We start from the raw sequence: 22,938 nt of genomic DNA, 5'->3' as shown, positions 1-22,938 counted from the left end.
TATTTGTGGCTTTTTTTGCAGCAGAGACAATTCTTACTGTTTTAAACAGGGTTCTGTTAATTGGTTGTAAATGCTTTTGCAGAGTAAATGGCTGTTTAAGGTGCAATTAAAACAAAAAACGCAGCCTAGGCTGCGTTTCTGGGATTAAGTTTTTTGGGGATTAAACACCGCGGTATTTTAGCGATAAGCCACGGATAAAGTTACGCAGGATCTGGTCGCCACAGGCCTTGAAGTTTTTATGATCCGGGTTGCGAAACAGCGCGCTTAACTCAGACTTAGACATTTGCACTTCGGCGAGCGCTAAGGTGGCCATAATATCTTCTTCACGCATTTCGAGGGCAACACGTAACTTTTTGAAGATTAAGTTGTTGTTTAATTTTGATACTGGCTTGGGCAGTTCAGCCCCTTCGCGTAAACCACGTTTTTCGATGATAAGACCATCTAAAAACTGACATAGGGTCGTGTCGTTACAGGCCTTATAGCCTTCTTCCTCTTCTTTGCGCAGCAGACTAATCATCTCTTCGGTTGGCACTTCTCTTCCAACTTTGGCAAAGATCTTAATCATTTTGGCATTGTTGAAATCAAACACGAAGCGCAAACGGCGCAAAATATCATTGTTAATCATGGTCATCTCTAGGCGCGGCTGCGCTGTCTGGTTTAAGAGCAGACATTATATACTCAAAGTAACAGAAAAGCAGGAAAGTCTAGCGTGGATGAGCAAGTGGCACAGTAGAGCATGAGCCCGCGCCCGCGCTGAGGACTCATGCTCAAATGAGTTGAACTACACCTTAACCGCTAGATACCAGTAAATAAAAAGCACTGCAAAAATAAGCAAATAGCTTAATCCTATCCAAGAGAGGCATTTCATTTTTGTGCCATAACGATGAGCCTCTGGCAGTTGGGTGCTAGTCATTAAGCGATAGTTTAGCCATGCAAAAACCACTGTGGTCATAAAGGCTAAAATCATCACAAACTCCAGCAGTGGCAGCAGCGCGCCCTTAAAAAACAGGATGAGCATTAACCCTAATGCACTTACGCTGAGCATGATGCCTGTCAGGCGTTTGTCCGATTGGGCTTCGCTGACTGCCGAGCGTGACAGCAGTTGCCAGCCCATGTTCAAGGTTCGGCTATAGCCATCGATAACAGTGACAGTGGTGCTGAAAATACATAAAAACGCCACTATGCCAATCAAATAGCGACTTTCTCCGCCCATGACTTGGCTATATAAGTTGATTAATTGGTTCGCAAACTTGGCGCCAGAGTCGGAAAAGTGCTCACCACTGCCATGCATCACCAGCGCGCCTAAGGCCAAAAAGACCACGGCTAACACTGCGGTGACGATATAGCCTAAGTTAAAGTCTAAGATGGCTTGGGCGGGGGTAACGGGTGATGTTTTTTGTTTTTCCAATAACCACAGCGAATTCCACGCGCTGACCTCAATCGGCGCTGGCATCCAGCCCATCATGGCAACCAAGAATCCGACATGGGCCCACTGCCAAGGCGAGGGGGAGACAAACTGACTTTCTAGCGGTTTCATATGATCCAATGCCAGCGCGACCGCAATTAAAGTGGTGAGCGTCAGGGCGAACATGATGATCTTCGTCAGCCTGTCCAACAATGAATAGTGCCCTAAAATCAATAACAATAGTGAGCTTATCAGCACCAACAGCGCCAACACATCAATAGGTAAGGGGATAAACTGAGTCAGCATGGCGGCGGTTAACATGCAAACCCCCGCTGTACTGGCGATAGAAGCTATCACATTGAGGCCAGTGAATAGCCACAGATAACCCCGTCCCTGTTTTAGATAACCATGCAGCAGGCTTTCCCCTGTGGCGGCAGTGTAGCGCGCACCCGCGGCAAAGAAGGGGTATTTCAGCAAGTTTACTCCCAGAATCACCCAGGCGAGTTGCCAGCCAAATTCTGCGCCAGCGCGGGTGGATGACACTAAATGTGAGGCCCCAATCGCGGCTGCGGCCATTAATACACCGGGTCCCATGGCCTTTATGCCGAGAGCCAGTTGTGCTGTCCAATTCATGGGGAAGGGTTTTACTTGAGAAGTCGCCATAATACGCTGGGTGTTTCCTTATCCGTTGGACATGGTCTGTCTGATACTGAGCTATCTAAGCACTTAAGTCGCGGTGTTAACTGTTAAGAATTGTATTTGGCGGCGAGTAGGGCTTCGATGCGTTTTAAGCTTGCCGTCATCTCCACAAGTTGGGTCAGCAGGGCGTTATCTTCCGTGGGGGCACTCGCCTCGGCGGGTGAGTGCACATCACTTAAGCGTTCTTTTTGCTCCAAAATCTGCGCCCTAAAACCCGGCGCATCGACTATGCCCACCAGACTAATTAAGGCGCCAGTGCCCGATTGTCCTGCGGTTTCTACAGTGAGTTTATGTAACCCCATCAGGCGCATAATCGGCCCCTGAATGAGGGCGATATCGGTAATTTTATCTAAGGGAACCGTATTTTCTGTGCGAGTTAAAATGCCTCTGCGCACAATTAGTTTTTTGCTGGTTAAGCGTGCGCTCATATTGCGAATATAGCGGCGAGTTCCCCATAGGCCGATAGGGAACCACAGTAGTAACAAGGGGATACCTACAATGCTTAGGGTGAAGTAAGCTGCTCCAGAGAGTAACCAATACATGCCTAAGTTAGCTTCAAATTCGGCTTCATGAATCGTTTGTTCTTGCATTTTCTTCCCTAATGTTTGCATCCAGTTGTTAACTATCTTGAGAGATCTCTGCTGGAAAATACATGGTTTTTATTAGTAACAAAAGTTTAACTTTTTTCAGTGCCCCATTGACTTTGTTTTACAACCGATTACCTTGGTTGTGTTAAAAATTAGTTTGATAAAAGTAAAATAAATTTAACAAATGAAGATTAGGGGATGTAAATGAAAAGACCTCAGATTCTACCCAGTGCTTGTGCTATCGCAATTGCCATGGCATTTGCCCCGAGTATTAGCTATGCAGCCGACAATGGTGCCGATAAAGTTGAACGAATTGAAGTAACGGGCTCTCGTATTAAGCGCACCGACATCGAGGGACCGTCGCCGATTCAATCCATTGGCAAAGAAGATATTGCCAACATGGGTTTTGATAACTTGCAGCAGTTACTCGAACGTATGCCAGCCAACGGTGCCGGCGCTTTTTCGACCCGTGGTAACAGCCAAGACTCGACCGCAAACGGTGGTGCTTCGATCAGTTTGCGTGGCTTAGGTCCCGACGCCACTCTGGTATTGATTAATGGTCGTCGTGTTGCAGCCAGTGCCTTTGCCGAAGGTATCACTAACTCCTTCGTCGACATTAACAACATTCCGGTTTCAGCGATTGAACGCATCGATATTCTAAAAGATGGTGCATCGGCGATTTACGGTTCCGATGCAATTGCGGGCGTAGTCAACATTGTCTTAAAAAAAGACATCGAAGGGATTGAGGTTAACTTAGGTTACGGTGATACCCCGGGTACGGGTTACGATGAAACCACGGCGAGCGTCGTTTGGGGCGTGAAATCCGAAAAGGGCAGTGCGTCGGTTATTCTCGACTATTTTAAAAATGACACCTTAGCGGCAACCGATTTGGGCCGTTTTGGCACAGCCGATCAAAGCCCTTACGGTGGTGAAGATTTCCGTTCTTCACGCGGTTTCCCCGGTTATTTTTATGTCGATGGTGTGAAGACTATCGATCCATCCTGTCCACCCGATCGTGCCACGGCCAGCGGCAGCTGTTTATTTGACTATGGCCCATACAACTTAGTGATCCCTGAAGCTGAGCGTATCGGGGCTATTGGTCAATTCGATTACCATTTCAATGACGATTTAACCGCTTTCCTCGAGTTAGCGGCGCAACATAACTCTTCTATTGCGGGTGGTGCACCAACCCCTTTGGATGAAGATGCGGCCTTAACTGTGCCTGGCTCTCACCCAAATAATCCTTGGGGCAAAGATATCGAAATCGGTCGTTTCCGCACAGTAGATGCAGGCGCACGTCGCTGGGATATCGAGTCCGACACCCTGCGCTTAGTGGCGGGTTTACGTGGCACGATTAAAGAGTGGGATTGGGAAGCCTCGGTACAACGCGGCCGCAGTGAATCGACTCAAACGGGCGATCGTACTCAAGGTTGGGTCAGAACCGATTACCTGCAAGCTGAGATCGATGCGGGTCGCTACAATCCTTTTGGCGGCACCATGAACTCGCAGGATGTGATTGATGCCATTACGACTAGCCTAGTTCGCCAAGGTTTATCGAGCATGACCTCTTACGCGGCGAACATTTCCGGTCAGGCTTTCACCATTGCCGATCGCGATATTATGATGGCAGCGGGTGTGGAATACCGTGAAGAAAGCGTGAGCGACGTGCCGGATGAACAGTTCCAACGTGGGCTGATTTTTGGTACCGAAGCGGTTTCTGCGGCGGCCTCTCGTGACCAATACGCGGGTTATGTGGAGTTCTCTATTCCTGTCACAGATAACTTTGAGCTGCAACTCGCGGGTCGCTACGACCACTACAGCGATTTTGGTTCAACCACTAACCCTAAAGTGGCGTTCCAATGGGGCATCACCGATGAGCTGACAAGCCGTGGTTCTTGGTCAACGGGTTTCCGTGCGCCTTCATTAGCACAAATCGGTTTAGGCCCATCACGCGAAAGTAGTTTCTTTATCGATACTTATCGCTGCGCCGCCGATGGGGTGGATTGCGAAGCGCTCGACTACAACACTGAATTCCAAGGTAACTCTGAGTTGGATGCCGAAGAGTCAGAAACATGGAACCTTGGACTTATCTGGGCGCCAAGCCAGAAGTTTGATATCGGTTTTGATGTTTACAGCATCACTCAAGATAACAAGATCGATAAGCAGCCATTGGGTGATATCTACACCGCAAACTGTAATGATCAAAACAGCACTGTGTGTGAGCGTTTAGCACCGCAAGCGGGTCAAACCTTAGGTCCTATCAGCATTATTCACTCAAGCTTTATCAACTTAAGCTCGCAGGATGTGCAGGGTGTTGACCTGTCAACCCACTATGGTCTTGAGCTAGATAGCTTTGGTGATTTGAAGTTTGGTCTAGAGTACAGCTACTTACATAACTTCGAAAAAGACGGTCTCGATTACACTGGCGAGTACAAGTTTCCACAACATCGCTGGTTGCTCACCACGAACTGGACCATGGATAACTTCGCCGCCAACGTAAACCTGAGCTACATCGGTGAGTTCGAAGATACTCCAGATATCGACTTTGACGGCGTGTTAGATTTCGAAACCAACAAGTCTCGTATGGTTGATGCGCAGTTATTAGTCGATATGTCAGGTAGTTACCGTTTCAACGAGATGTTTAAGCTGACATTAGGCGTGAACAACCTGTTCGATGAAGAGCCACCGTTTGCGATTGGTGACGGCGATACCGACCTCTATGGGTATGTGATTTCTGTACACAACCCTATGGGACGTTATATCTACACTAAACTGACCATGAACTTCTAATTAGTCATTGGCAGAGTTATTGGAAACGGCGCTTCGGCGCCGTTTTTGTATTTTACTCTGTCGCGACACAGTGTATCTTCGTTCTCGTTAATCAGTCATCACTAAAAGGACGTTAATATGATCACCTTATATGGCATGCCCCGCAGCCGTGCATTACGAGTCGCTTGGGTGCTAGAAGAGTTAGGCGCCGAGTGGGTCTTTTCGTTTGTGGATATGAATAAGGGCGAGCACCGTAGCGCCGACTTTTTAGCGCTTAATCCCTGCGGTAAAGTGCCAGTGTTAACCGACGATAATCTTGTATTGTCTGAGTCTGCGGCTATTTGCCTGTATCTGGCGGAGAAGTTTGGTAATTTGTTACCTGAAGCGGGCACTGCGGCATCGGGTCTGCATCATCAATGGGTGAGCTTTATTATTACCGAACTCGAGCAGCCTCTATGGACCCTCGGTAAGCATAAATTTGCACTGCCGGAAGCTCAGCGTCATCCTTCCATCATGCCTTGTGCTGTGTGGGAGTTTGATAAGGCGGCGGCCTTGGCTGAAGCTATGCTGCCCGATAGTGACTTTTTACTCGGTGACACCTTATCGGTAGCCGATATTCTGCTGGCGCATACACTGATGTGGGGCACCTTATTTGAGCAGCAGATCCCGCCTAAATTGGCGGCGTATCGCGATAGAATTGCGGCGCGTCCTTCGCGTAAATCGGCACTCGCCAAAATGGAAGCCGTCGCCAACGCAGCGCAGGCTTAATTGGCACTAAGCGATAAAAAACAAAAGGGCAGAAGATTTACTTCTGCCCTTTTTGCTTAAGTCGTTTAGCGTTTATAGCTGAGTTGCCGCCCATTTGGCGCGGCTTTCACGGCTTTCGCTTAACCCATTTTGCTCACGGAATGCCTTGTAGGCTTCGACATCGAGATTGACTAAGCTAACATCCACTTCGAGCACCAGTTTACATTCTTTCTTAATGCGCCATGCCGCCGTGTTGTATAGCTCAGTCAACGGCAGCGAGCTTAAAAATTCAGGATTATATTGGGTGTAAACGGCTTGGGTTGGATACACCACGAAGGCCAAGTGACGCTTAGGCTCTTTCTTGAATAAGGCTTCGATGCCGTCAGTGGTATTGAGCACTTGCATCTCGATAATATCATCAAGATCTAAGAGCTTTTTCTGTGCCAGTTCCGGGGCCTGTGTTTCAGCATTTTCCCAGGCTAATACATCGGCTTCGCTGTGGTTGGTCAGTTGTCCTACTTGAGCCGCACTGAGGCTGAGTGATTGGCGTAAGTAGCTCATTTCGATGGCGTTCAAGCCAATATTTTTAGACATAATGCGGTTCTCAAGTTGATAAAAATAAAATCTCGGTAAAATCAGTATTTGTTTTTAAGCCAAATATCTTCGACCCATTCCCAGAAGGATTCCCAATAAGTATCGGTAAAGTCACCATTTTGCCAGAAGTGAACTTGGCCATCCTGATCGATACAGTAAAAGTCATCGCCCAATTGGCAGATGGCGATTAAGTCCCTTGGCAAGCCGATTGACCAAGCATAGCAGGTGACTTCGGGTAAATAGGTGTGTGAATAGGGATCGGCTGCAGTCACAGGCTCAATCGCGCCATAAATCACATCACTGGCATGGAGTAGGTATTCCTTTAATTCCCGTGGCAGCGGGATCAAAATCTGTTCCTCAACCTCCACTAACTGCTCGAATGTCGGTAACTCGAGTGGCACAGGCACGGTTTCGCTGCGTTCTTGGAGTTGCTCAATAATGTCGTGCATGGAATTTCCTTAAGGGTCGCCTTATGGCGCGGGATTATATAGGGAAACAAGGCTGGATGCGAGGGAAGGGCGGTGAGCTTGTAGTAGGGATAGTTCGGCTTTAGTTTGCGTATTTGCAGCAGTGACGCTTCGGGTTGAGTCTGGTGTGACTCCGTAAAAAAAAGCGCTGGCATCTGTTTTCACAAATAGCCAGCGCAACAGTGGAAGTGGTACAGAGCTAAACGGTAAAGCGATTAAACAATTAAACAATTAAACAATTAAACAATTAAACAAACAGGTGATTAAGCTACTGAGTTAGTGAGCAGTAGTCCTTCATCGACGCGTTTATAGTTAAGCCAAGCTTTGTGATACAGCTTATGTGACTCTTGGCGCAGCTTAGCGATCTGCGCGGTTTCAAACTCACTTAACCCCCGTTGCTGTTTGATCGCGTTCGCCTCAATCTGTTGAACCTGTTCGTAAACCTTGTGTTCTGGGCCGCTTTTGATGTCGGCAATATCCTTAAGGTGTAATTGGACCTCAGCAATCATGCCGCTTTCGGGCAAACGTACCAGTAAGTTAAGGTCGCGATAACCTGAGGCTTTAGGCTCGGCGAAACGGTTTTTCTGTTTCACGACCTGAGCTTGCTCGCTTAAGGCGTAATAGCTTTGCATCAGCTCGGAGATACTGTTACTGACGATGCTAGCGCGGGCAAGGTCGGTGATCTGGCTCGCATCCCCATTAAATTTGATGGCGACCTTCTCGGCGGCGCGTTGATAACTTTTCACATCAGGCAAAATCACCTGCGCTTGTGAACTGGCGACCACTGTCTGCAACAGGCTTGCGAGTTCATTTTGGGCCGCGTGGGCATTGGAATATAAGTTGTCTAAACAGGCCGAAGCTTGACGTGGGGGGGCGAAGGTTTGAGTGTTTAGCGCATAAAGACCATGCAGATCATGGCTTTGAGCCTGCCTTGCACTGTAATTACCGCGTTCGGCTCTGCTGTCATTGATATCTAAAGGATTGGCTACGCCTGTACGGGTCGATAATAAGAGTAGAAAGATAAAAAAGGTACGAAATAACTTATTCATAACGGCCTACTTCCTTATGGGAGTGATACACATCACAGGGATACCATAGGCTGGAGTGGCTTAATTAAAGCTGAATCAATGATGAAGACTTGTTCATGTTTGGGGTTCACATTTTTCGTGCCTAAAAAATAGCGCCGCTCTTGTGAGCGGCGCTATTGGGTTTATTTACTACTGTCTTGAATTAATTTGGGATTACCAAATTTTCACGCGTTTCTCTGGTGCTATGTACATAGCATCACCTGGTTTCACATCATAGGTGGTGTAGAACTCAGGCATGTTAGATAGCGCACCCAGTGCACGGAATTCAGCTGGTGAGTGTGGATCTGTCGCTACGCGGTTACGCAGGGCTTCTTCTTTGGCTTTTGCACGCCAAATTTGCGTGAAGCCGATGAAGAAACGTTGGTCGCCAGTTAGACCGTCGATAACCGGTGCTTCTTTGCCATTTAGCGACTTTTTGTACGCACGGTAAGCGATAGTCACGCCCGATAAGTCACCGATGTTTTCGCCTAAGGTCAGGCTGCCGTTCACGTGCAGATCGTCAAACACATAGTAACCATCGTATTGTGCGATCAGCGCCTTACCACGAGCAGAGAATTCTTCTAAGTCTTTCTCTGTCCACCAGTCGCGCATATTGCCTTCGCCGTCGAACTTAGCGCCTTGGTCGTCGAAACCATGGCCCATTTCGTGACCGATAACCGCACCGATACCACCGTAGTTGACGGCATCATCCGCTTCCATGTTGAAGAAAGGTGGTTGCAGAATTGCCGCTGGGAACACGATTTCGTTCATGGTTGGGTTGTAGTAGGCGTTAACCGTTTGTGGGGTCATGTGCCACTCGTCTTTATCGATTGGCGCGCCTAACTTAGCCAGTGACTTAGCGTGCTCAACTTCGCTTGCGCGAACCGCGTTACCAATCAAATCATCGGCTTTGATGGTCAGCTTGCTGTAATCTTCCCACTTGTTTGGATAACCAATTTTCGGGTTGAATTTTGCTAATTTTTCGGCAGCAGCTTGCTTAGTTGTATCGCTCATCCAAGTCAGATCTTTGATGCTGTCGCCGTAAGCACCGCGCAGGTTTTCAACCAGTGCTTGCATACGCTCTTTAGCTTCTGGAGCGAAGTGACGCTTCACGTACACTTTACCCACCACTTCACCTAATACACCGTTGACTGCCGCAACACCACGCTTCCAACGTGGTTCTTGTTCTTCTTGACCGTTAAGGATTTTAGAGAAGAAGGCAAAGTTTTCGTTGTCGAAGTCTTCGCTTAAGTTGCTCGCCGCGTGGGTCAGCACTTGCCATTGCATGTAGGTTTTCCAAGTCGCTAGATCGGTCGTTTTGAGGACTTCGTTCAGGCCTTGGATATAGCTTGGTTGGTTAACGATAATGTCGGTTTGCTTGTCAGCACCTAATGTCGTTAAGTAGCCTGTCCAGTCGATATCTGGCGCTAAGCTTGGTAGATCTTTAACTTGGTACAAGTTGTAGGTCTTAGTGCTGTCGCGGGTTTCAACCACATCCCAATGCTTAGAGGCAATCGCAGTTTCGAGTGCGAGGATTGACTCAGCGCTAGCTTTTGGATCTGCAAGACCAGCCAGCGTGAACATTTTTTCAATATGGGCTACGTAAGCTTTACGGATATTGACGAAACGCTCTGCTTCGTTGAAGTAGTAATCTTTTTCCGGCAGGCTTAAACCGTATTGCCATAGGTGAGTGGCGTAACGGCTAGAGTTTTTCGCATCGATATCGATGTAGAAGGCGATAGGCGTACCGGCGCCCATGATTTGGCTGTGGGCGAAGTATTTCACCAGCTCATTTTTATCTTTTAGAGCGTTGATGGCATCAAACTCGCCTTTCAGTGGCGTCACGCCCAGCTTGTTTAGCGTCGCAGTGTCCATAAATGAACGGTAAAGGTCAGCCACTTTTTGCTCGTCAGTACCTTCGGCCAGATTTGGCGTGGCGGCCACTTCTTCGATAATGGCTTTAACGTCATCACGGGATTTTTCACGCAGATCGTAGAAGGCACCAATGCTAGTGCGATCGGCTGGGATCTCGGCTTTCTTCAGCCAAGCGCCGTTAACATATTCATAGAAGTCGTCCTGTGGACGCACTGATTTATCGAAGTTTTCAAATTCGATACCTGAACCTAATGCTTTAGTCACAGCGGCAGCAGTGGCGGTTTTAGTGGTTTCTGGCGCTTTAACTTCAGCGGGTTTGTCATTACAGGCAGTGAGGCCCGCGATGAGTGAGGCACACAGTCCCCCAATGAGTACTTTTCTCATGTCGTTTCCTTCGAATTTGTTATTGTGCCCATCTCTGGGCCTGTTTAGCTGCAAAATGGGATTGCTTCAGGCGCAACGCTACGTATGTTAATGCTTTAGTGGGAATCTAAACAAGGTGATTACACTTTTTCAGCCGGATTTATTATCCGTCAGTTGTAACTAAAAATTACCATGGTTGAATTTGGCCTAAAAACCGCCAAACATACCGTACGCAAGCTCTGTCAAGTAAGTAAGCACTTATGTTTGCACTGCGTAACCGAGCACGCGTTTGGGTAATTTGATTGGCTAGGCTTTGCCCTTTCGTCCGTAGGGCCTCATAATACGGCGGTTTTCATTTATTGAAGTTGAGTCGTCCCGTGCGTTTAGACAAATTTATCTGTGAAAGTACCTCGCTTACCCGTTCTTTAGCGAAAAAAGCCCTGCACCGTGGTGACATCACCTGTGATGGGGCTGTGATTAAAGATGCTGGCTTTAAAGTGCTCGAGGGGATGCAAGTGTGCCTCGAAGGTGAGCCTATCTCCCTCCTCGGTGAGCGTTACCTGATGCTCAATAAACCCGTGGATACGATTTGCTCGACCATAGATGAAGTCTACCCTTCGGTATTGAGCCTATTGGATATTGAAAAGCCCGACACCTTACACATTGCCGGCCGTTTAGATGCCGATACCACGGGCCTAGTGTTGATCACGAGTGATGGTCAATGGTCGCATCGGATCACCTCGCCGAAAAAAGAATGTGGCAAGCGTTACTTAGTGACGTTAGCCGAGCCTGTGGATGAGAGTCTGATTGGCGTTTTTGCCGCTGGAGTGGAGCTGAGAAACGAAGACGGCCTAACAAAACCCGCAGTGCTTGAAATTATCGAGCCGCAGTTGGTGCGTTTAACCATTACCGAAGGTAAGTATCACCAAGTGAAGCGGATGTTTGCCGCCGTAGGCAATCATGTGGTTGGCTTACATCGAGAAAGCATTGGCAAAATTGAATTAGACGCAGAACTTGCCCTAGGCGAATGGCGTTATCTGACGAGCGAAGAAATCGCCTCGATTTAACACCGTTTGGCTAAAAAAATGCCGCTCCTGATGAGCGGCATTTTTATTGCTATTTTTTATCGCCAATTAGCGTTTTCTGATAAGGCTATTGTTTTTTCAGGATCAGATTACCGCTAATGGTATCCATCTTCACACTGGCGCTACCAGAGCCCGTTTGGAAGCTTAAGGATTCATTCGGCACGTATTTTTGTCTTTGTGGCACATCTTGGCTCAAGCCATTTTTGATTTTGCCGCCTGGGCCGCCATTGAGCTCGAAATTGGCATCGGGTGTATCAGCAAATGTCACAATAATATCGCCACTGACGCTCTCTAGATTGGCTTTATCGAAGCTTTTTGCCAGTGACACTTGAGTGTCGCCACTCACTGTGCGGACATTGACTTCTTTGGCGGTATTTAAGTCGGCTTTGATTTCCCCCGAAACCTGCTCGACTTTCACTTTATCGGCTAAGGTTTGGCTGTCGAGATCACCGCTCACTAAACGGTATTTGATTTCGCCTTTGCTTTGGGTGTCTTTAATCTCACCGGAGACGGTATCTAACATCACTTTACCCGCTAACCCCTTAGTGGTGATATCGCCTGACACAGTGTGCAATGTCGGTGTGCCATCCAGTGCCTCGGCGGTGATATTTCCGCTAACGGTATTGAGTTCGAGCTCGCCTTGAGTCTGGCTGATTTGCAGATTGGCTGAAATCGTATCGGCGTTCAGTTTGACGGTTTTAGGCACCTTAATGGTGAGTTTTGAGCCGTTATTGTCACTGCCGTTATAGTGGCGTGGCATTTTATCTTCGATATTCAGGTTGTTACCTTTTTGTTCAAAGACAAAGCCTTCGCTCAGCTCATCGAGAGTGCCCGTCACGCTGACTTCATTTTTATCCCAGCTTTGAATTTGCACTTCGCCCCGTTGGACTTTGATTTGCAGCAGGGTATCGCTGCTCATCGGCAACTGTTTATCCACACTTTCAGCGGCGAACACACTGCCCATAAGGCCAAAATAAAGCGTCGACACTAAGATACTGGTTTTCGTGAGGGTAAAATGGCTCATATGCTATTTCCTTGTGTTGAGTTTTGAATCGGAAGTTTTTGGCCTTGCTGTAGCAAATCGAGTTCACGTTGTTGCACCCAAAGCCAGAGTTGCCAAAGTTGTTTGTCGGTTGGATTAGCTTGTAACGCTTGATAAATCTGTTCGCCGGCACGGCGTAATTCCGCTAAGCCTTGCTCTAATGGCGCGCTAAAGCGACTGGTTTGCCAAGCCACAACCGTCGGGGTTTGTTCAAGGCTCGTCACTTGGGCTTGATGTGTCTGGGCAATTTGGCTAAGCAGAGTGTGCAGTGCTTGTTCATCATCCGCCGGTTGGCTGACGATTTGTTCAGGGAGCAACGTTTTTACCGGAGCTTGAGTGTAAAAACCGAAGAACACCGCCAGCACCACAGTTGCGGCAATCGCCCATTGCACGCCTTGCAGTCGCGGCGCTTGGCGAACCGCCGTTTGCGACGCCAATGGCTTATCCATACGTTTTTCTATGCCTTGCCAAAGATCCCGCTTGGGAGTTAATGCTTTGGGGGCATCATCAATCAACTGTTGGAGCTTGGCCTCGCGGGGATCGTTAGATAAGGACATTACAGCATCTCCTGTAGTAATTGCTTGGCTCTGTGGTACTGGGTCTTGCTGGTTCCCACCGCAATCCCAAGTAATTGCGCAATTTCTTCATGTTGATAGCCTTCAATGGCGCAGAGCACAAACACGATACGCGCCCGCTCTGGCAGTCTGAGGATCAATTTGTCTAACCCTTGATAATGCTCATCTGCGCTTGAATGTTCATCGTCACTCTCCATTGGGATAAAACGCGCCCAAAACGACTTTTGCTTACGGATAAAACTCAGTGCTTGATTCACACAAATGCTGTGTAACCAAGTGGAAAATTGGCTCTCCCCCCTAAACTGCGGCAATTTCTGCCAGACCAGAATAAAGCACTCTTGGGTGATTTCTTCCGCCTGAGAGGCTTGGCCTGATAATCGCAGTGATAGGGCATATACCCTTGGATGATGGTGTAAATACAGTTGCTTAAATGCGGCTCTATTCCCTTGGCTGGCCAAGGTGATGAGGTCAAATTCTGACATTGCATCGTTGAGTGGGAGTCTCCCTGCCGTCACTGTATTTTCCTGTCATCAAGGTGAATGGTTACTGATTGGACGCTTTGAAAAGCGCAAAAGGTTTGTATCCAATAAAAATATATTCAGTTTATTTTTAGATATTGCGTAACTCTTTGCGTTGTTGTAGTAAAATTAGTGGTGTATTTTGGCGCTAACTTTATGAAGTTATTAATTTTATACCAAATGGTATTCAGGTGTGATCGCTAATACAGCAGGATAAATCATTCGCGATATTCAGCCTAATACTGGTGTTGCAGTTAATGGTGATGGTGTGAAGAGGAGCATTGCTCGACCAGTGCACAATAAATAAAAGATAAACTTTGTATATCAGGGATATTTTGCTGTTAAAGGCCTAACTCCCAGCTATCTTTTTAAGAGATGTTATTTATTAGGGGCTTTATATGTTAATCCGCTCAAAGTTGTTACTCAGTGCCGCTGTATCCGTGACGGCCTTGATTGCCATGTTTGGATTGCAGCTTCATTCTAATTCGGTTGAGTCGGAACTCTCCCACGCCGCGCAAACCGTTCTCGAGCTAGAGCGAGACGTTTTGCTACTGCGTAAAAATGAAAAGGACTTCTTTGGTCGAAAAGATATTCAATATGTTGAAAAGCATAAAGAAGTACATGCAAAGATTGATGAGTTAGTCCCGAGTCTCGAGAGTATTTTTAAAAAATACAAGGTTTCCACTGCGTCACTCGAAAGCTTTGATCGTAACCTCAATCAGTATCAAGTCGCCTTCAACGAAGTCGTTCAGCTCCAACAAGAAATTGGTTTAACCCCTAAAACGGGTCTCTACGGCACCCTAAGAACGGCAGTGCATAATGTCGAGTCCATGTTGAAGGAATACGACCAGTTATCCCTCGAAGTCGCCATGTTGCAGCTACGCCGCAACGAAAAAGACTTTATGCTGCGCCGCGAGATGAGCTATGTCGAGACCTTCGACGCTAACATCGCCAAGTTCAATGCTAGCCTCAGAGCATCGAGTTTAGACACGGATACCCAAAATAAAATTGCGGCCTTAATTGAGCAATATCAAAAGGATTTTAAGAGCTTAGTTAATAAAGAGCAGCAACTGGGTCTCAGTGAAAAAGATGGCACCATGGCAAAATTGATCGCCGCGAATAAGTTGACCGAAGCCAGTGCCGACGAGTTGCATAATCTTGCGTTAAAAGCCATCGATGATACTGAAAGCAGCAGCGTGAATATCGGGATTTTGGTCTTCGTGGTTATCGCCCTGATCCTTGCTGTGATTACCTACCTCATCATCCGCAGTATTATCACCCCAGTTGAGCGTATCACTCAGGTGATTTCACGTATCGAGGTCAGCAAGGATTTAACCCTCAGATGCGATGCCTCGACCCAGGATGAGCTGGGTGAAATTGCTCAGCATTTCAACAGCATGGTGGGAAGCTTCCAGCAGCTTATCGAGCAGGTTATTGACTCAGTCGCCACGATTAACACCTCCTGTAAGAGTGTGTCAGAGAACGCTATGCTCGCGTCCGAAGGCGTTGCACAGCAGCTTAATGAAACCGATATGGTGGCGACGGCGATTACCGAAATGGGCGCGACCATTGATGAAATTGCTAAAACTACCGAGCTTGCAGCCCTCAAAGCGGGTAAAACCCATGATAACACCCAATTAGGGCAAACTGAGGTTGAGCAAACCATCCTTAAGATCAGACAACTGTCAGATCAGATTAACAGCAGCGCCTCTGTGGTGGATGAGCTCGAGCGTGACAGTGAAACCATTGGTAGCGTGCTCGATGTGATCCGTGGCATTGCGGAGCAAACCAACTTACTGGCACTCAATGCGGCGATTGAGGCTGCTCGCGCGGGTGAGCAAGGCCGTGGTTTTGCCGTGGTTGCCGACGAAGTACGCAGTCTGGCGATGCGAACTCAGACATCGACACAGGAAATTGCCAACATTATTCAAACCCTGCAAAGTCGAACCCGCGCCATAGTGCAATTAATGGATGCGAGCCAAAAGCAAGGCGCCGAGAGTGCCGAGCAGGCCGCAGCGGCGGGAGAGTTGCTGAAGCTTATCAATACCGATGTGCATAATATTATGGATATGAGCACACAGATTGCCGCAGCGATTGAAGAGCAGAGCATGGTTGCCGCCGAAGTGAATAAGAACGTGGTCGTTATCCGTGATATTGCTGAGGATTCTTCTCGGGCTGCCGATGCCAATGCATCGGCTTCGGATGAACTTAAATCCCGCGCCGAATATCTGGTCAGTGCTGTGAGTCACTTTAAGATCTAGTCGCACTTTTGTCAGTCAGAAACGCACCTTAGGGTGCGTTTTTTTATGGCGAAGTTAAGCGCTGAGGTTTGCCTTAAGATGGCTGCGTGAGTGAATTAACGTGAATAGCTCTAAATGAAAACTGCGATAAAACCCACCAACAAAAAACGCACCCTAAGGTGCGTTTTTTATGCAAAGCGCCGCGATTAGTGGCTGAACATTGCAGAGATAGACTCTTCGTTGCTGACGCGGCGAATGGCTTCTGCCAATACGGCCGACATCGTCAGTTGAGTCACTTTAGCCACTTTAAGCATTTCAGGGCTTAAAGGTACAGTATCGGTCACGATAACTTCATCGATCACTGAGTTTTCGATATTTTCAGCCGCTTTGCCAGAGAATACTGGGTGAGTCGCGTAAGCAAATACGCGGTTTGCACCGTGTTCTTTTAAGGCTTCAGCCGCTTTACACAGAGTGCCGCCTGTGTCGATCATATCGTCAACGATAATGCAGTCACGGCCTTGAACGTCACCAATGATGTGCATCACTTGCGCTACGTTTGCCTGTGGACGACGCTTATCGATAATGGCCAGATCAGAATCATCTAATAGTTTTGCCACTGCACGAGCGCGGACAACACCACCGATATCTGGAGAAACAACCACTGGGTTATCTAATTTCTTCGCCAGCATATCTTCGAGCAGCACAGGGCTACCGAACACGTTGTCTACTGGTACGTCGAAGAAGCCTTGAATTTGCTCTGCGTGTAAATCACAGGTCAGAACGCGGTCAACACCGACGCTTGACAGGAAGTCAGCAACAACTTTTGCAGTAATAGGTACACGTGCGCTACGTACGCGACGGTCTTGACGAGCATAACCAAAGTAAGGAATAACGGCAGTGATACGACCGGCAGATGCACGGCGTAGCGCGTCAACCATAACGATAAGTTCCATTAGGTTATCGTTAGTTGGGGCGCAGGTGGATTGGATGATAAACACATCGGCACCACGTACATTTTCGTTAATTTGGACACTGATTTCACCATCGCTGAAACGACCAACCACTGCGTCTCCGAGTTTACAAAATAGACGATCGGCTATCTTCTTAGCGAGACTGGGGGTGGCGTTCCCAGCAAAGAGCTTGATGTCGGGCACTGTATGAACCTCAGGCGTTTGCTTTATATTTTAGTGGCTAGAGCAACGACGATGCGGGGACGGGAGCGGAACCCGTGGGCTATCGTAAAAAGTTGCTCTAGAAGAAAGTAGTTTATGGATGAGTGAGTCGCACTATGAGCGGCGAAATATTCATCCCTTTTGCAACAAATCCTTGCATATCAGACGGTAATTTCGCCAAGGCTGCGAGAGCTTGCTGCTGCGAAGAAAACTCCCCAAACACGCATGCGCCCGTTCCGGTCATTCTCGACGGCGCATATTCTAGCAGCCAGCCTAAGGCCTTGGCAACTTGAGGGTATTTGGAAACGACCAGATCTTGGCAATCATTTGCCCAAGGTTGGCTCATTAAGGTGTCGATGCCAAGCTTAGGTGTATTGCGGGGTAGCAAAGGATCTTGGAACACCGCAGCGGTGGAAACATGGGCATCGGGCGCGATGACTAAATACCAAAATTCAGTGGGCGTCACCGCCTGTAAACGTTCGCCAACACCTTCGGCAAATGCTGCGAAACCGCGAATAAAAACAGGGATATCGGCACCGAGTTTTAAACCAATCGTCGCTAATTCATCGTTAGATAATTGGGTGTTCCACAACTGATTTAAGGCCACGAGTGTGGTGGCTGCATCGGAGGAACCGCCACCTAAACCACCGCCCATGGGTAAACGTTTTTCGAGCCAGATTTCGGCGCCGCCAGGATAACCTGTCGCTTGCTGTAATGATTTTGCGGCTCGCAGAATTAAGTTATCGCTATCGGCGACAACGGCCGACATGTTCGAGTGCAATATCAGCTCTGGCGTCTGTGTCACCCTAAAATCGAGTTGATCGCAACAATCGATAAATTGAAACAGGGTTTGCAACTCATGGTAACCGTCGGCGCGGCGGCCGTTGATATGCAGAAACAGATTTAATTTGGCGGGCGCGGGCCAGTTGCGTGAAATCTCATTCGACATGCTAAGGTTTTTCTCCGAGCAGTATTGAGGGTTTACCTAAGGCTTGCCATTGATTGAGTTGCAGCTTGAGCTGTAAATCACCACGTTCAAGCTTTAACTGATAGGGCACCTCGGCACCGCTTTGGGGCTGCCAACTCAAAAATGTGACGACCCAAGGCGGCAAGGTTTGCGAGTTTTGAATTTGTTTGGTTTTGCCATTGCTATCGACGGCAAGCACACGGTCTAAAGCGCCGACTTGGCCGGTGATCCAAAGAGGTAAGTCGTTAATCGGGATGGACCAGCCGCTGACTCGCTCGAGTAATGCTTGGGCGTTGCTATCACGAAAATCTTTGCCATCGACATGCAGGTGAGCCGAGTTAGGCGTAACATCCAAGGTCAACACTGTGGTGCCGAGCATAGTGGTAAGGGTGAGTTCGTCTCGCTCCTCACTGTGGCGCCAATAGAGATTGGCACTGAGCTTATCCTGTGGCGTGCGGATAGCGAGTTTCCCCTGTAATTCCCACGCCTTGGCTTGGGCGGCATTATCGACCGTGATAGGGCTGAGATCTGTTGTTGGCGGCAGGGTTTCACAGCCGCCCAAAAACAATAGGCCGCTCAAGGCGATACAAGAGAAAATGGATTTTGTGAAGCGCTTCAAATTATTCATCTATAACTGATATACCAAAGTCCTTATGATACGAGGGCTTGTAAAGAATACCAATGCCAATCGTAAAATTTCCATTGGCGGTCACTTGGGATAACTTCGGTCGCGATAATCTGCATTTGTCTATCATTGATAGAAAATTTAGGTAAGAAGTTAGACCTTTATTCGGTTTTGTTAAGCGTATTCTGTTTTTAGTTGGGCCAATTCAGTAGAATGCCCTTATTAAGAGAGACGCCAAGAATCTAGAAAAGAGTCAGATGAGCCTTGTAGCAATCGGTATTAACCATAAAACAGCCACGGTAGACCTGCGTGAGAAAGTTGCCTTCTCTCCGGACAAAATTCATGATGCCATGAAGAGTCTGGCCAGTCGTACACGCTCGGGTGAAGCCGTTATCGTCTCGACCTGTAATCGCACTGAATTGTATTGTAACAATGGCGATGAGGCCGACATCATTGAATGGCTTGAAGAATATCACGGCCTAGATCATCAAGATGTAGCGCCGTGCCTCTACAATTACCACGGTCAAGCGGCGGTAAGGCATTTAATGCGCGTGGCCTCCGGTCTCGACTCGCTGATTTTAGGTGAGCCGCAAATTCTTGGGCAGGTTAAGCAGGCTTTTGTCAAAGCCAAAGAAGCGGGTACCGTTGCGCTGACCATCGACCGCTTGTTCCAAAATACCTTCTCCGTGGCGAAAAAAGTGCGTACCGAAACCGAAATCGGTGCTGCGGCTGTCTCGGTGGCCTTTGCCGCCGTGAGCATGGCAAAACATATCTTCTCTTCGCTGTCGACCACTAAGGTGCTGTTAATTGGCGCCGGTGAAACCATTGAGCTGGTGGCTAAACATCTTAAGGATAACGGCGTTGCTTCTATGGTGGTGGCAAACCGTACGCTCGAACGTGCCCAAAGCATGTGTGAAGAGTTTAATGCCACGGCAATTACGCTGGCACAGATACCAGATTTTCTCCCTAAAGCCGATATCGTGATATCCTCTACCGCCAGCCCGCTACCAATCCTTGGTAAAGGCATGGTAGAAAAAGCGCTAAAGCAGCGTCGCCATCAACCTATGTTATTGGTTGATATAGCAGTTCCCCGGGATATTGAGCCGGAAGTCGCCGATTTGGACGATGCGTTTCTGTATACAGTGGACGACCTGCATAGCATTATTGAACAGAATAAGGCTTCCCGTAAGGAGGCCGCCGAGCAAGCTGAATTAATTACTGAAGAACAATCCTACCTGTTTATGGATTGGGTACGTTCTTTAGAGTCGGTCGACAGTATTCGCGAGTATCGCAGCCAAAGCATGGCGATAAAGGATGAGTTAGTGGAACGCGCCCTGAATAAATTAGCGCAGGGGGGCGACACTGAGCAGGTATTGATTGAACTAGCCAATCGCCTGACAAATAGACTCATTCACGCACCAACCCAAGCCCTCACAGTGGCGAGTCGTCAGGGTGATTTGAATACCTTAGGTCAGTTAAGAACAGCGCTCGGATTAGATAAAAACTAAGGTTAGCGAGTTAAATGAAGGAATCCGTTATCCGCAAGCTGGAAGGCTTGCTCGAGCGCAATGAAGAAGTCTTAGCCTTGCTTGGTGATGCGTCCGTTATCGCCGATCAGGAGCGTTTTCGCGCGTTATCCAAAGAATATTCTCAGTTAGAAGAAGTGGTTGCAGGCTTTAAAGCCTACCAGCAAGCACAGGCGGATCTCGAGTCTGCCAAGGAAATGCTGGAAGAAGATGACGCTGAAATGCGTGAAATGGCGCAGGAAGAAATCAAGGCAGCTAAAGCCGAACTCGAACGTCTCGAAGCCGAGCTGCAAATTCTGTTATTACCAAAAGATCCTAACGACGACACCAACGCCTTTATCGAAATTCGTGCCGGTGCGGGTGGCGACGAAGCCGCAATCTTCGCGGGTGATCTGTTCCGTATGTATAGTCGTTATGCCGAAGCCAACCGTTGGCAGCTCGAAATCATGAGCTCGAACGAAGGTGAGCACGGTGGCTTTAAAGAAATCATCGTTAAAGTCAGTGGTGAAGGCGCCTACGGTAAACTCAAGTTTGAATCCGGTGGTCACCGTGTTCAACGTGTGCCTGAAACTGAATCCCAAGGCCGTGTACACACCTCTGCTGTAACTGTAGTAGTCATGCACGAAGTGCCTGAAGCGGAAGCGATTTCAATCAACCCTGCGGATCTGAGGGTCGATACCTTCCGTTCATCGGGTGCGGGTGGTCAGCACGTTAACAAAACCGATTCTGCCATTCGTATTACTCACATTCCAACCGGGATTGTGGTGGAATGTCAGGACCAACGTTCACAGCATAAAAACCGCGCGCAAGCGATGAGCGTTTTAGCTGCGCGTATCCAAGCCGTTGAAGACGAAAAGCGCCGCAGCGCCGAAGAGTCGACTCGCCGTAGTCTGGTAGCTAGTGGTGACCGCTCCGAACGTGTGCGTACCTATAACTTCCCACAAGGCCGCGTGAGTGAACACCGTATCAACTTAACCTTATATCGCTTAAACGAAGTGATGGAAGGCGACTTAGATGCGATTTTAGGACCGCTGATGCAAGAGCATCAGGCCGACCTATTAGCCGCTCTGGCTGATGAGCAGGGGTAATTTTGGCTGATCAATCGAGTATCGCCGAGGCCCTGCAATGGGCCTATGTTCAGTTAGCGCCTACCTCTGAATCCGCCCATCTGGATGCAGAGGTTTTCCTGCTGTATTGCCTCAATAAAAACCGTGCATTTCTCTACACTTGGCCCGAAAAAGCCTTGACGGTGGAGCAGTGGAAACGTTTCCAGCAGATGGTGCAACGTCGCCAGCAGGGCGTACCCGTGGCACATATTGTGGGCGAGCGTGAGTTTTGGTCGCTACCCTTTATTGTGAATGACACTACGTTAATCCCTCGCCCAGATACCGAAATCCTGGTCGAAACTGCCTTAAACTTGCCGCTTGAGAGCAATGCTAAGGTGCTGGATTTAGGGACTGGAACAGGTGCGATTGCGCTGGCGCTGGCTTCTGAGCGGGCTACTTGGCAAATTACTGCCGTCGATAAGGTGGAAGATGCGGTGGCATTGGCCAAAGCGAACCGGACTAACCTTAAGTTAGAGCAGGTGGAGATCCTCCAAAGTGACTGGTTTAGCGCTATCAAGGCCCACGACTTTGATTTAATCGTCTCAAATCCGCCTTACATCGATGAGGCCGATGAGCATTTACATCAAGGGGATGTGCGCTTCGAGCCGCAAAGTGCGCTCACCGCCGCCGATGAGGGCTTTGCTGATCTTTACTACATCGCAAAAACCGCTCGGGATTATTTGAAGCCCAACGGTTATATTCTGCTCGAACATGGTTTTGAGCAGGCGGTAAAGCTCAGAGAAAAACTGACCGAGCTAGGTTATCAAAATGTCGCAACCGTGCGGGATTTTGGTAGCAACGACAGATGCACCATGGGTAAGTGGATGGGATTGATTGGAATTTAATATTTAATCCAATCCCGCTAAGTACTTAACAACGCCATTGGTTATTTATCAATGGCGTTTTTATTTGTGTATTGGTTGAAATGGTTAGCTTTGACAAGTATCCGACTCAATATCTTTAAAATCAGCTTTAAGCTTAGGCTCAAGCTATAGCACTTTGACCATAAAGAATTTACTGCCGGTTTCGGGATAGGCTTGTTGTACCCACTGCACGCGGTATCCGTGGCGCTCATAGAAAGGCTTGGCTTGAAAATCTAAGGTATCGAGTAGGACAAATTGGCAGCCACGTTGTTTGGCCTTGCTTTCGGCCTCGAGTAATAAGCGTGAGCCGATGTTTTGCTGGCGCAATGCGGCATCGACCCAAAGGTAGTCAATCAATAGCCAATTGCCAAAGGTTTTACCGCTTAAGCCCGCGAGTAAGTTGCCGTCCTCATCCTGTAATTTTAATCCTAGGTTTTGACGCTTTAGCGTTTGCCAGTGCAGCTGATTAAATTCGACGATTTTTTGCTTTACCGCATCGGCAAATTCGGCGGACTCATCGTCAATTATCATTAAATTCATTGTGGTTTCCTACAAACTGAGGGACGGGGTTTCGTCTGCGAATCTCGCGCGTTAGGCATTGGTCTGGCGTTATGATTAGGGTAAACTAGCGCCTTTGTCACTGGCC

At 48.2% G+C, this 22,938-nt stretch carries 21 protein-coding genes; 7 read left to right on the top strand and 14 right to left on the bottom strand.

Features of this window, described 5'->3' with window-relative positions:
* Positions 1 to 160: 160 nt before the first annotated feature.
* The 3 genes from B5P39_RS07820 to B5P39_RS07810 form a co-directional block, all read right to left on the bottom strand.
* Positions 161 to 625, bottom strand: coding sequence for a DUF1456 family protein (locus B5P39_RS07820; RefSeq protein WP_165953456.1), 465 nt, complete (start codon positions 623 to 625; stop codon positions 161 to 163).
* Between the two features lie 156 nt (positions 626 to 781).
* Entirely contained in the window at positions 782 to 2,068 is a 1,287-nt protein-coding gene (locus tag B5P39_RS07815; RefSeq protein WP_088211057.1) for an Nramp family divalent metal transporter, read from the bottom strand.
* 83 nt (positions 2,069 to 2,151) lie between these two features.
* Positions 2,152 to 2,694, bottom strand: a complete 543-nt coding sequence (locus B5P39_RS07810) for a PH domain-containing protein (protein ID WP_088211056.1) — start codon at positions 2,692 to 2,694, stop codon at positions 2,152 to 2,154.
* Between the two features lie 201 nt (positions 2,695 to 2,895).
* Between B5P39_RS07810 and B5P39_RS07805 the strand changes: the two genes are divergently transcribed.
* Both B5P39_RS07805 and B5P39_RS07800 read left to right on the top strand, forming a co-directional pair.
* On the top strand, positions 2,896 to 5,481 hold the full coding sequence (locus B5P39_RS07805) for a TonB-dependent receptor (RefSeq protein ID WP_088211055.1): 2,586 nt from the start codon (positions 2,896 to 2,898) through the stop codon (positions 5,479 to 5,481).
* 117 nt (positions 5,482 to 5,598) lie between these two features.
* Positions 5,599 to 6,228, top strand: a complete 630-nt coding sequence (locus tag B5P39_RS07800) for a glutathione S-transferase family protein (protein ID WP_088211054.1) — start codon at positions 5,599 to 5,601, stop codon at positions 6,226 to 6,228.
* Between the two features lie 72 nt (positions 6,229 to 6,300).
* On the opposite strand, the gene B5P39_RS07795 is transcribed toward B5P39_RS07800, so the two are convergent.
* The 4 genes from B5P39_RS07795 to B5P39_RS07780 form a co-directional block, all read right to left on the bottom strand.
* Positions 6,301 to 6,801 (bottom strand): DUF4447 family protein, encoded by a 501-nt coding sequence (locus B5P39_RS07795; RefSeq protein WP_011623924.1) that lies wholly within the window; start codon positions 6,799 to 6,801, stop codon positions 6,301 to 6,303.
* 41 nt (positions 6,802 to 6,842) lie between these two features.
* Positions 6,843 to 7,250, bottom strand: coding sequence for an SMI1/KNR4 family protein (locus B5P39_RS07790; protein ID WP_011623923.1), 408 nt, complete (start codon positions 7,248 to 7,250; stop codon positions 6,843 to 6,845).
* Between the two features lie 281 nt (positions 7,251 to 7,531).
* Entirely contained in the window at positions 7,532 to 8,317 is a 786-nt protein-coding gene (locus tag B5P39_RS07785) for a RelA/SpoT domain-containing protein (RefSeq protein WP_088211053.1), read from the bottom strand.
* A gap of 192 nt (positions 8,318 to 8,509) precedes the next feature.
* Positions 8,510 to 10,594, bottom strand: coding sequence for a M13 family metallopeptidase (locus B5P39_RS07780; protein WP_088211052.1), 2,085 nt, complete (start codon positions 10,592 to 10,594; stop codon positions 8,510 to 8,512).
* Positions 10,595 to 10,932: 338 nt separating this feature from the next.
* Here B5P39_RS07780 and rsuA point away from each other — a divergent pair, with 338 nt between their 5' ends.
* On the top strand, positions 10,933 to 11,640 hold the full coding sequence (rsuA, locus tag B5P39_RS07775; protein WP_167373666.1) for a 16S rRNA pseudouridine(516) synthase RsuA: 708 nt from the start codon (positions 10,933 to 10,935) through the stop codon (positions 11,638 to 11,640).
* 85 nt (positions 11,641 to 11,725) lie between these two features.
* Here rsuA and B5P39_RS07770 read toward each other — a convergent pair whose 3' ends face one another.
* Genes B5P39_RS07770 through B5P39_RS07760 form a run of 3 tightly spaced genes read right to left on the bottom strand, consistent with a single transcriptional unit; the run spans position 11,726 to position 13,790 of the window.
* Positions 11,726 to 12,682, bottom strand: coding sequence for a DUF4097 family beta strand repeat-containing protein (locus B5P39_RS07770; protein ID WP_088211050.1), 957 nt, complete (start codon positions 12,680 to 12,682; stop codon positions 11,726 to 11,728).
* A complete protein-coding gene (locus B5P39_RS07765; RefSeq protein ID WP_088211049.1) occupies positions 12,679 to 13,257 on the bottom strand; it encodes an anti-sigma factor in 579 nt (192 codons plus the stop codon). The genes B5P39_RS07770 and B5P39_RS07765 overlap by 4 nt, the downstream gene beginning before the upstream one ends.
* Entirely contained in the window at positions 13,257 to 13,790 is a 534-nt protein-coding gene (locus B5P39_RS07760; RefSeq protein WP_088211048.1) for an RNA polymerase sigma factor, read from the bottom strand. Before B5P39_RS07760 ends, B5P39_RS07765 begins: the two co-directional genes overlap by 1 nt.
* A 401-nt stretch (positions 13,791 to 14,191) precedes the next feature.
* Here B5P39_RS07760 and B5P39_RS07755 point away from each other — a divergent pair, with 401 nt between their 5' ends.
* On the top strand, positions 14,192 to 16,054 hold the full coding sequence (locus tag B5P39_RS07755) for a methyl-accepting chemotaxis protein (protein ID WP_088211047.1): 1,863 nt from the start codon (positions 14,192 to 14,194) through the stop codon (positions 16,052 to 16,054).
* 185 nt (positions 16,055 to 16,239) lie between these two features.
* Here the strand turns inward: B5P39_RS07755 and B5P39_RS07750 are convergent, their stop codons facing one another.
* From B5P39_RS07750 to lolB, 3 genes are all read right to left on the bottom strand, one after another.
* Positions 16,240 to 17,187 (bottom strand): ribose-phosphate pyrophosphokinase, encoded by a 948-nt coding sequence (locus B5P39_RS07750; RefSeq protein ID WP_011623915.1) that lies wholly within the window; start codon positions 17,185 to 17,187, stop codon positions 16,240 to 16,242.
* Between the two features lie 112 nt (positions 17,188 to 17,299).
* A complete protein-coding gene (gene ispE, locus B5P39_RS07745) occupies positions 17,300 to 18,154 on the bottom strand; it encodes a 4-(cytidine 5'-diphospho)-2-C-methyl-D-erythritol kinase (RefSeq protein ID WP_088211046.1) in 855 nt (284 codons plus the stop codon).
* A 1-nt stretch (position 18,155) separates the two neighbouring features.
* Entirely contained in the window at positions 18,156 to 18,800 is a 645-nt protein-coding gene (gene lolB, locus B5P39_RS07740) for a lipoprotein insertase outer membrane protein LolB (RefSeq protein ID WP_088211045.1), read from the bottom strand.
* Positions 18,801 to 19,054: 254 nt separating this feature from the next.
* Here lolB and hemA point away from each other — a divergent pair, with 254 nt between their 5' ends.
* Genes hemA through prmC form a run of 3 tightly spaced genes read left to right on the top strand, consistent with a single transcriptional unit; the run spans position 19,055 to position 22,274 of the window.
* A complete protein-coding gene (gene hemA / locus B5P39_RS07735; RefSeq protein WP_011715924.1) occupies positions 19,055 to 20,305 on the top strand; it encodes a glutamyl-tRNA reductase in 1,251 nt (416 codons plus the stop codon).
* A 14-nt stretch (positions 20,306 to 20,319) separates the two neighbouring features.
* The gene (prfA, locus tag B5P39_RS07730; protein ID WP_088211044.1) at positions 20,320 to 21,411 is read left to right on the top strand and encodes a peptide chain release factor 1; all 1,092 of its coding nucleotides are present in this window, start codon (positions 20,320 to 20,322) and stop codon (positions 21,409 to 21,411) included.
* A 2-nt stretch (positions 21,412 to 21,413) separates the two neighbouring features.
* Positions 21,414 to 22,274: a peptide chain release factor N(5)-glutamine methyltransferase gene (gene prmC, locus B5P39_RS07725; RefSeq protein ID WP_011715926.1), complete on the top strand. Its 861-nt coding sequence runs from the start codon at positions 21,414 to 21,416 to the stop codon at positions 22,272 to 22,274.
* Between the two features lie 144 nt (positions 22,275 to 22,418).
* On the opposite strand, the gene B5P39_RS07720 is transcribed toward prmC, so the two are convergent.
* Positions 22,419 to 22,832 (bottom strand): GNAT family N-acetyltransferase, encoded by a 414-nt coding sequence (locus tag B5P39_RS07720; RefSeq protein ID WP_011715927.1) that lies wholly within the window; start codon positions 22,830 to 22,832, stop codon positions 22,419 to 22,421.
* Between the last annotated feature and the right edge of the window lie 106 nt (positions 22,833 to 22,938).

It is taken from the genome of Shewanella sp. Shew256, from assembly GCF_002196695.1.
In the GTDB taxonomy this organism is placed as follows: domain Bacteria; phylum Pseudomonadota; class Gammaproteobacteria; order Enterobacterales; family Shewanellaceae; genus Shewanella; species Shewanella mangrovisoli.
This window is presented reverse-complemented; position numbering and strand designations above follow the sequence as displayed.

Excerpts from the sequence above, each read along its gene's own strand:
- B5P39_RS07790 (WP_011623923.1), bottom strand. The coding sequence starts at position 7,250 with ATGCACGACATTATTGAGCAACTCCAAGAACGCAGCGAAACCGTGCCT.
- B5P39_RS07810 (WP_088211056.1), bottom strand. The coding sequence starts at position 2,694 with ATGCAAGAACAAACGATTCATGAAGCCGAATTTGAAGCTAACTTAGGC.
- B5P39_RS07720 (WP_011715927.1), bottom strand. The coding sequence starts at position 22,832 with ATGAATTTAATGATAATTGACGATGAGTCCGCCGAATTTGCCGATGCG.
- B5P39_RS07815 (WP_088211057.1), bottom strand. The coding sequence starts at position 2,068 with ATGGCGACTTCTCAAGTAAAACCCTTCCCCATGAATTGGACAGCACAA.
- B5P39_RS07755 (WP_088211047.1), top strand. The coding sequence starts at position 14,192 with ATGTTAATCCGCTCAAAGTTGTTACTCAGTGCCGCTGTATCCGTGACG.
- B5P39_RS07765 (WP_088211049.1), bottom strand. The coding sequence starts at position 13,257 with ATGTCCTTATCTAACGATCCCCGCGAGGCCAAGCTCCAACAGTTGATT.
- B5P39_RS07820 (WP_165953456.1), bottom strand. The coding sequence starts at position 625 with ATGATTAACAATGATATTTTGCGCCGTTTGCGCTTCGTGTTTGATTTC.
- B5P39_RS07805 (WP_088211055.1), top strand. The coding sequence starts at position 2,896 with ATGAAAAGACCTCAGATTCTACCCAGTGCTTGTGCTATCGCAATTGCC.
- B5P39_RS07800 (WP_088211054.1), top strand. The coding sequence starts at position 5,599 with ATGATCACCTTATATGGCATGCCCCGCAGCCGTGCATTACGAGTCGCT.
- B5P39_RS07780 (WP_088211052.1), bottom strand. The coding sequence starts at position 10,594 with ATGAGAAAAGTACTCATTGGGGGACTGTGTGCCTCACTCATCGCGGGC.
- lolB (WP_088211045.1), bottom strand. The coding sequence starts at position 18,800 with ATGAATAATTTGAAGCGCTTCACAAAATCCATTTTCTCTTGTATCGCC.
- prfA (WP_088211044.1), top strand. The coding sequence starts at position 20,320 with ATGAAGGAATCCGTTATCCGCAAGCTGGAAGGCTTGCTCGAGCGCAAT.
- B5P39_RS07770 (WP_088211050.1), bottom strand. The coding sequence starts at position 12,682 with ATGAGCCATTTTACCCTCACGAAAACCAGTATCTTAGTGTCGACGCTT.
- B5P39_RS07795 (WP_011623924.1), bottom strand. The coding sequence starts at position 6,801 with ATGTCTAAAAATATTGGCTTGAACGCCATCGAAATGAGCTACTTACGC.
- ispE (WP_088211046.1), bottom strand. The coding sequence starts at position 18,154 with ATGTCGAATGAGATTTCACGCAACTGGCCCGCGCCCGCCAAATTAAAT.
- B5P39_RS07785 (WP_088211053.1), bottom strand. The coding sequence starts at position 8,317 with ATGAATAAGTTATTTCGTACCTTTTTTATCTTTCTACTCTTATTATCG.
- hemA (WP_011715924.1), top strand. The coding sequence starts at position 19,055 with ATGAGCCTTGTAGCAATCGGTATTAACCATAAAACAGCCACGGTAGAC.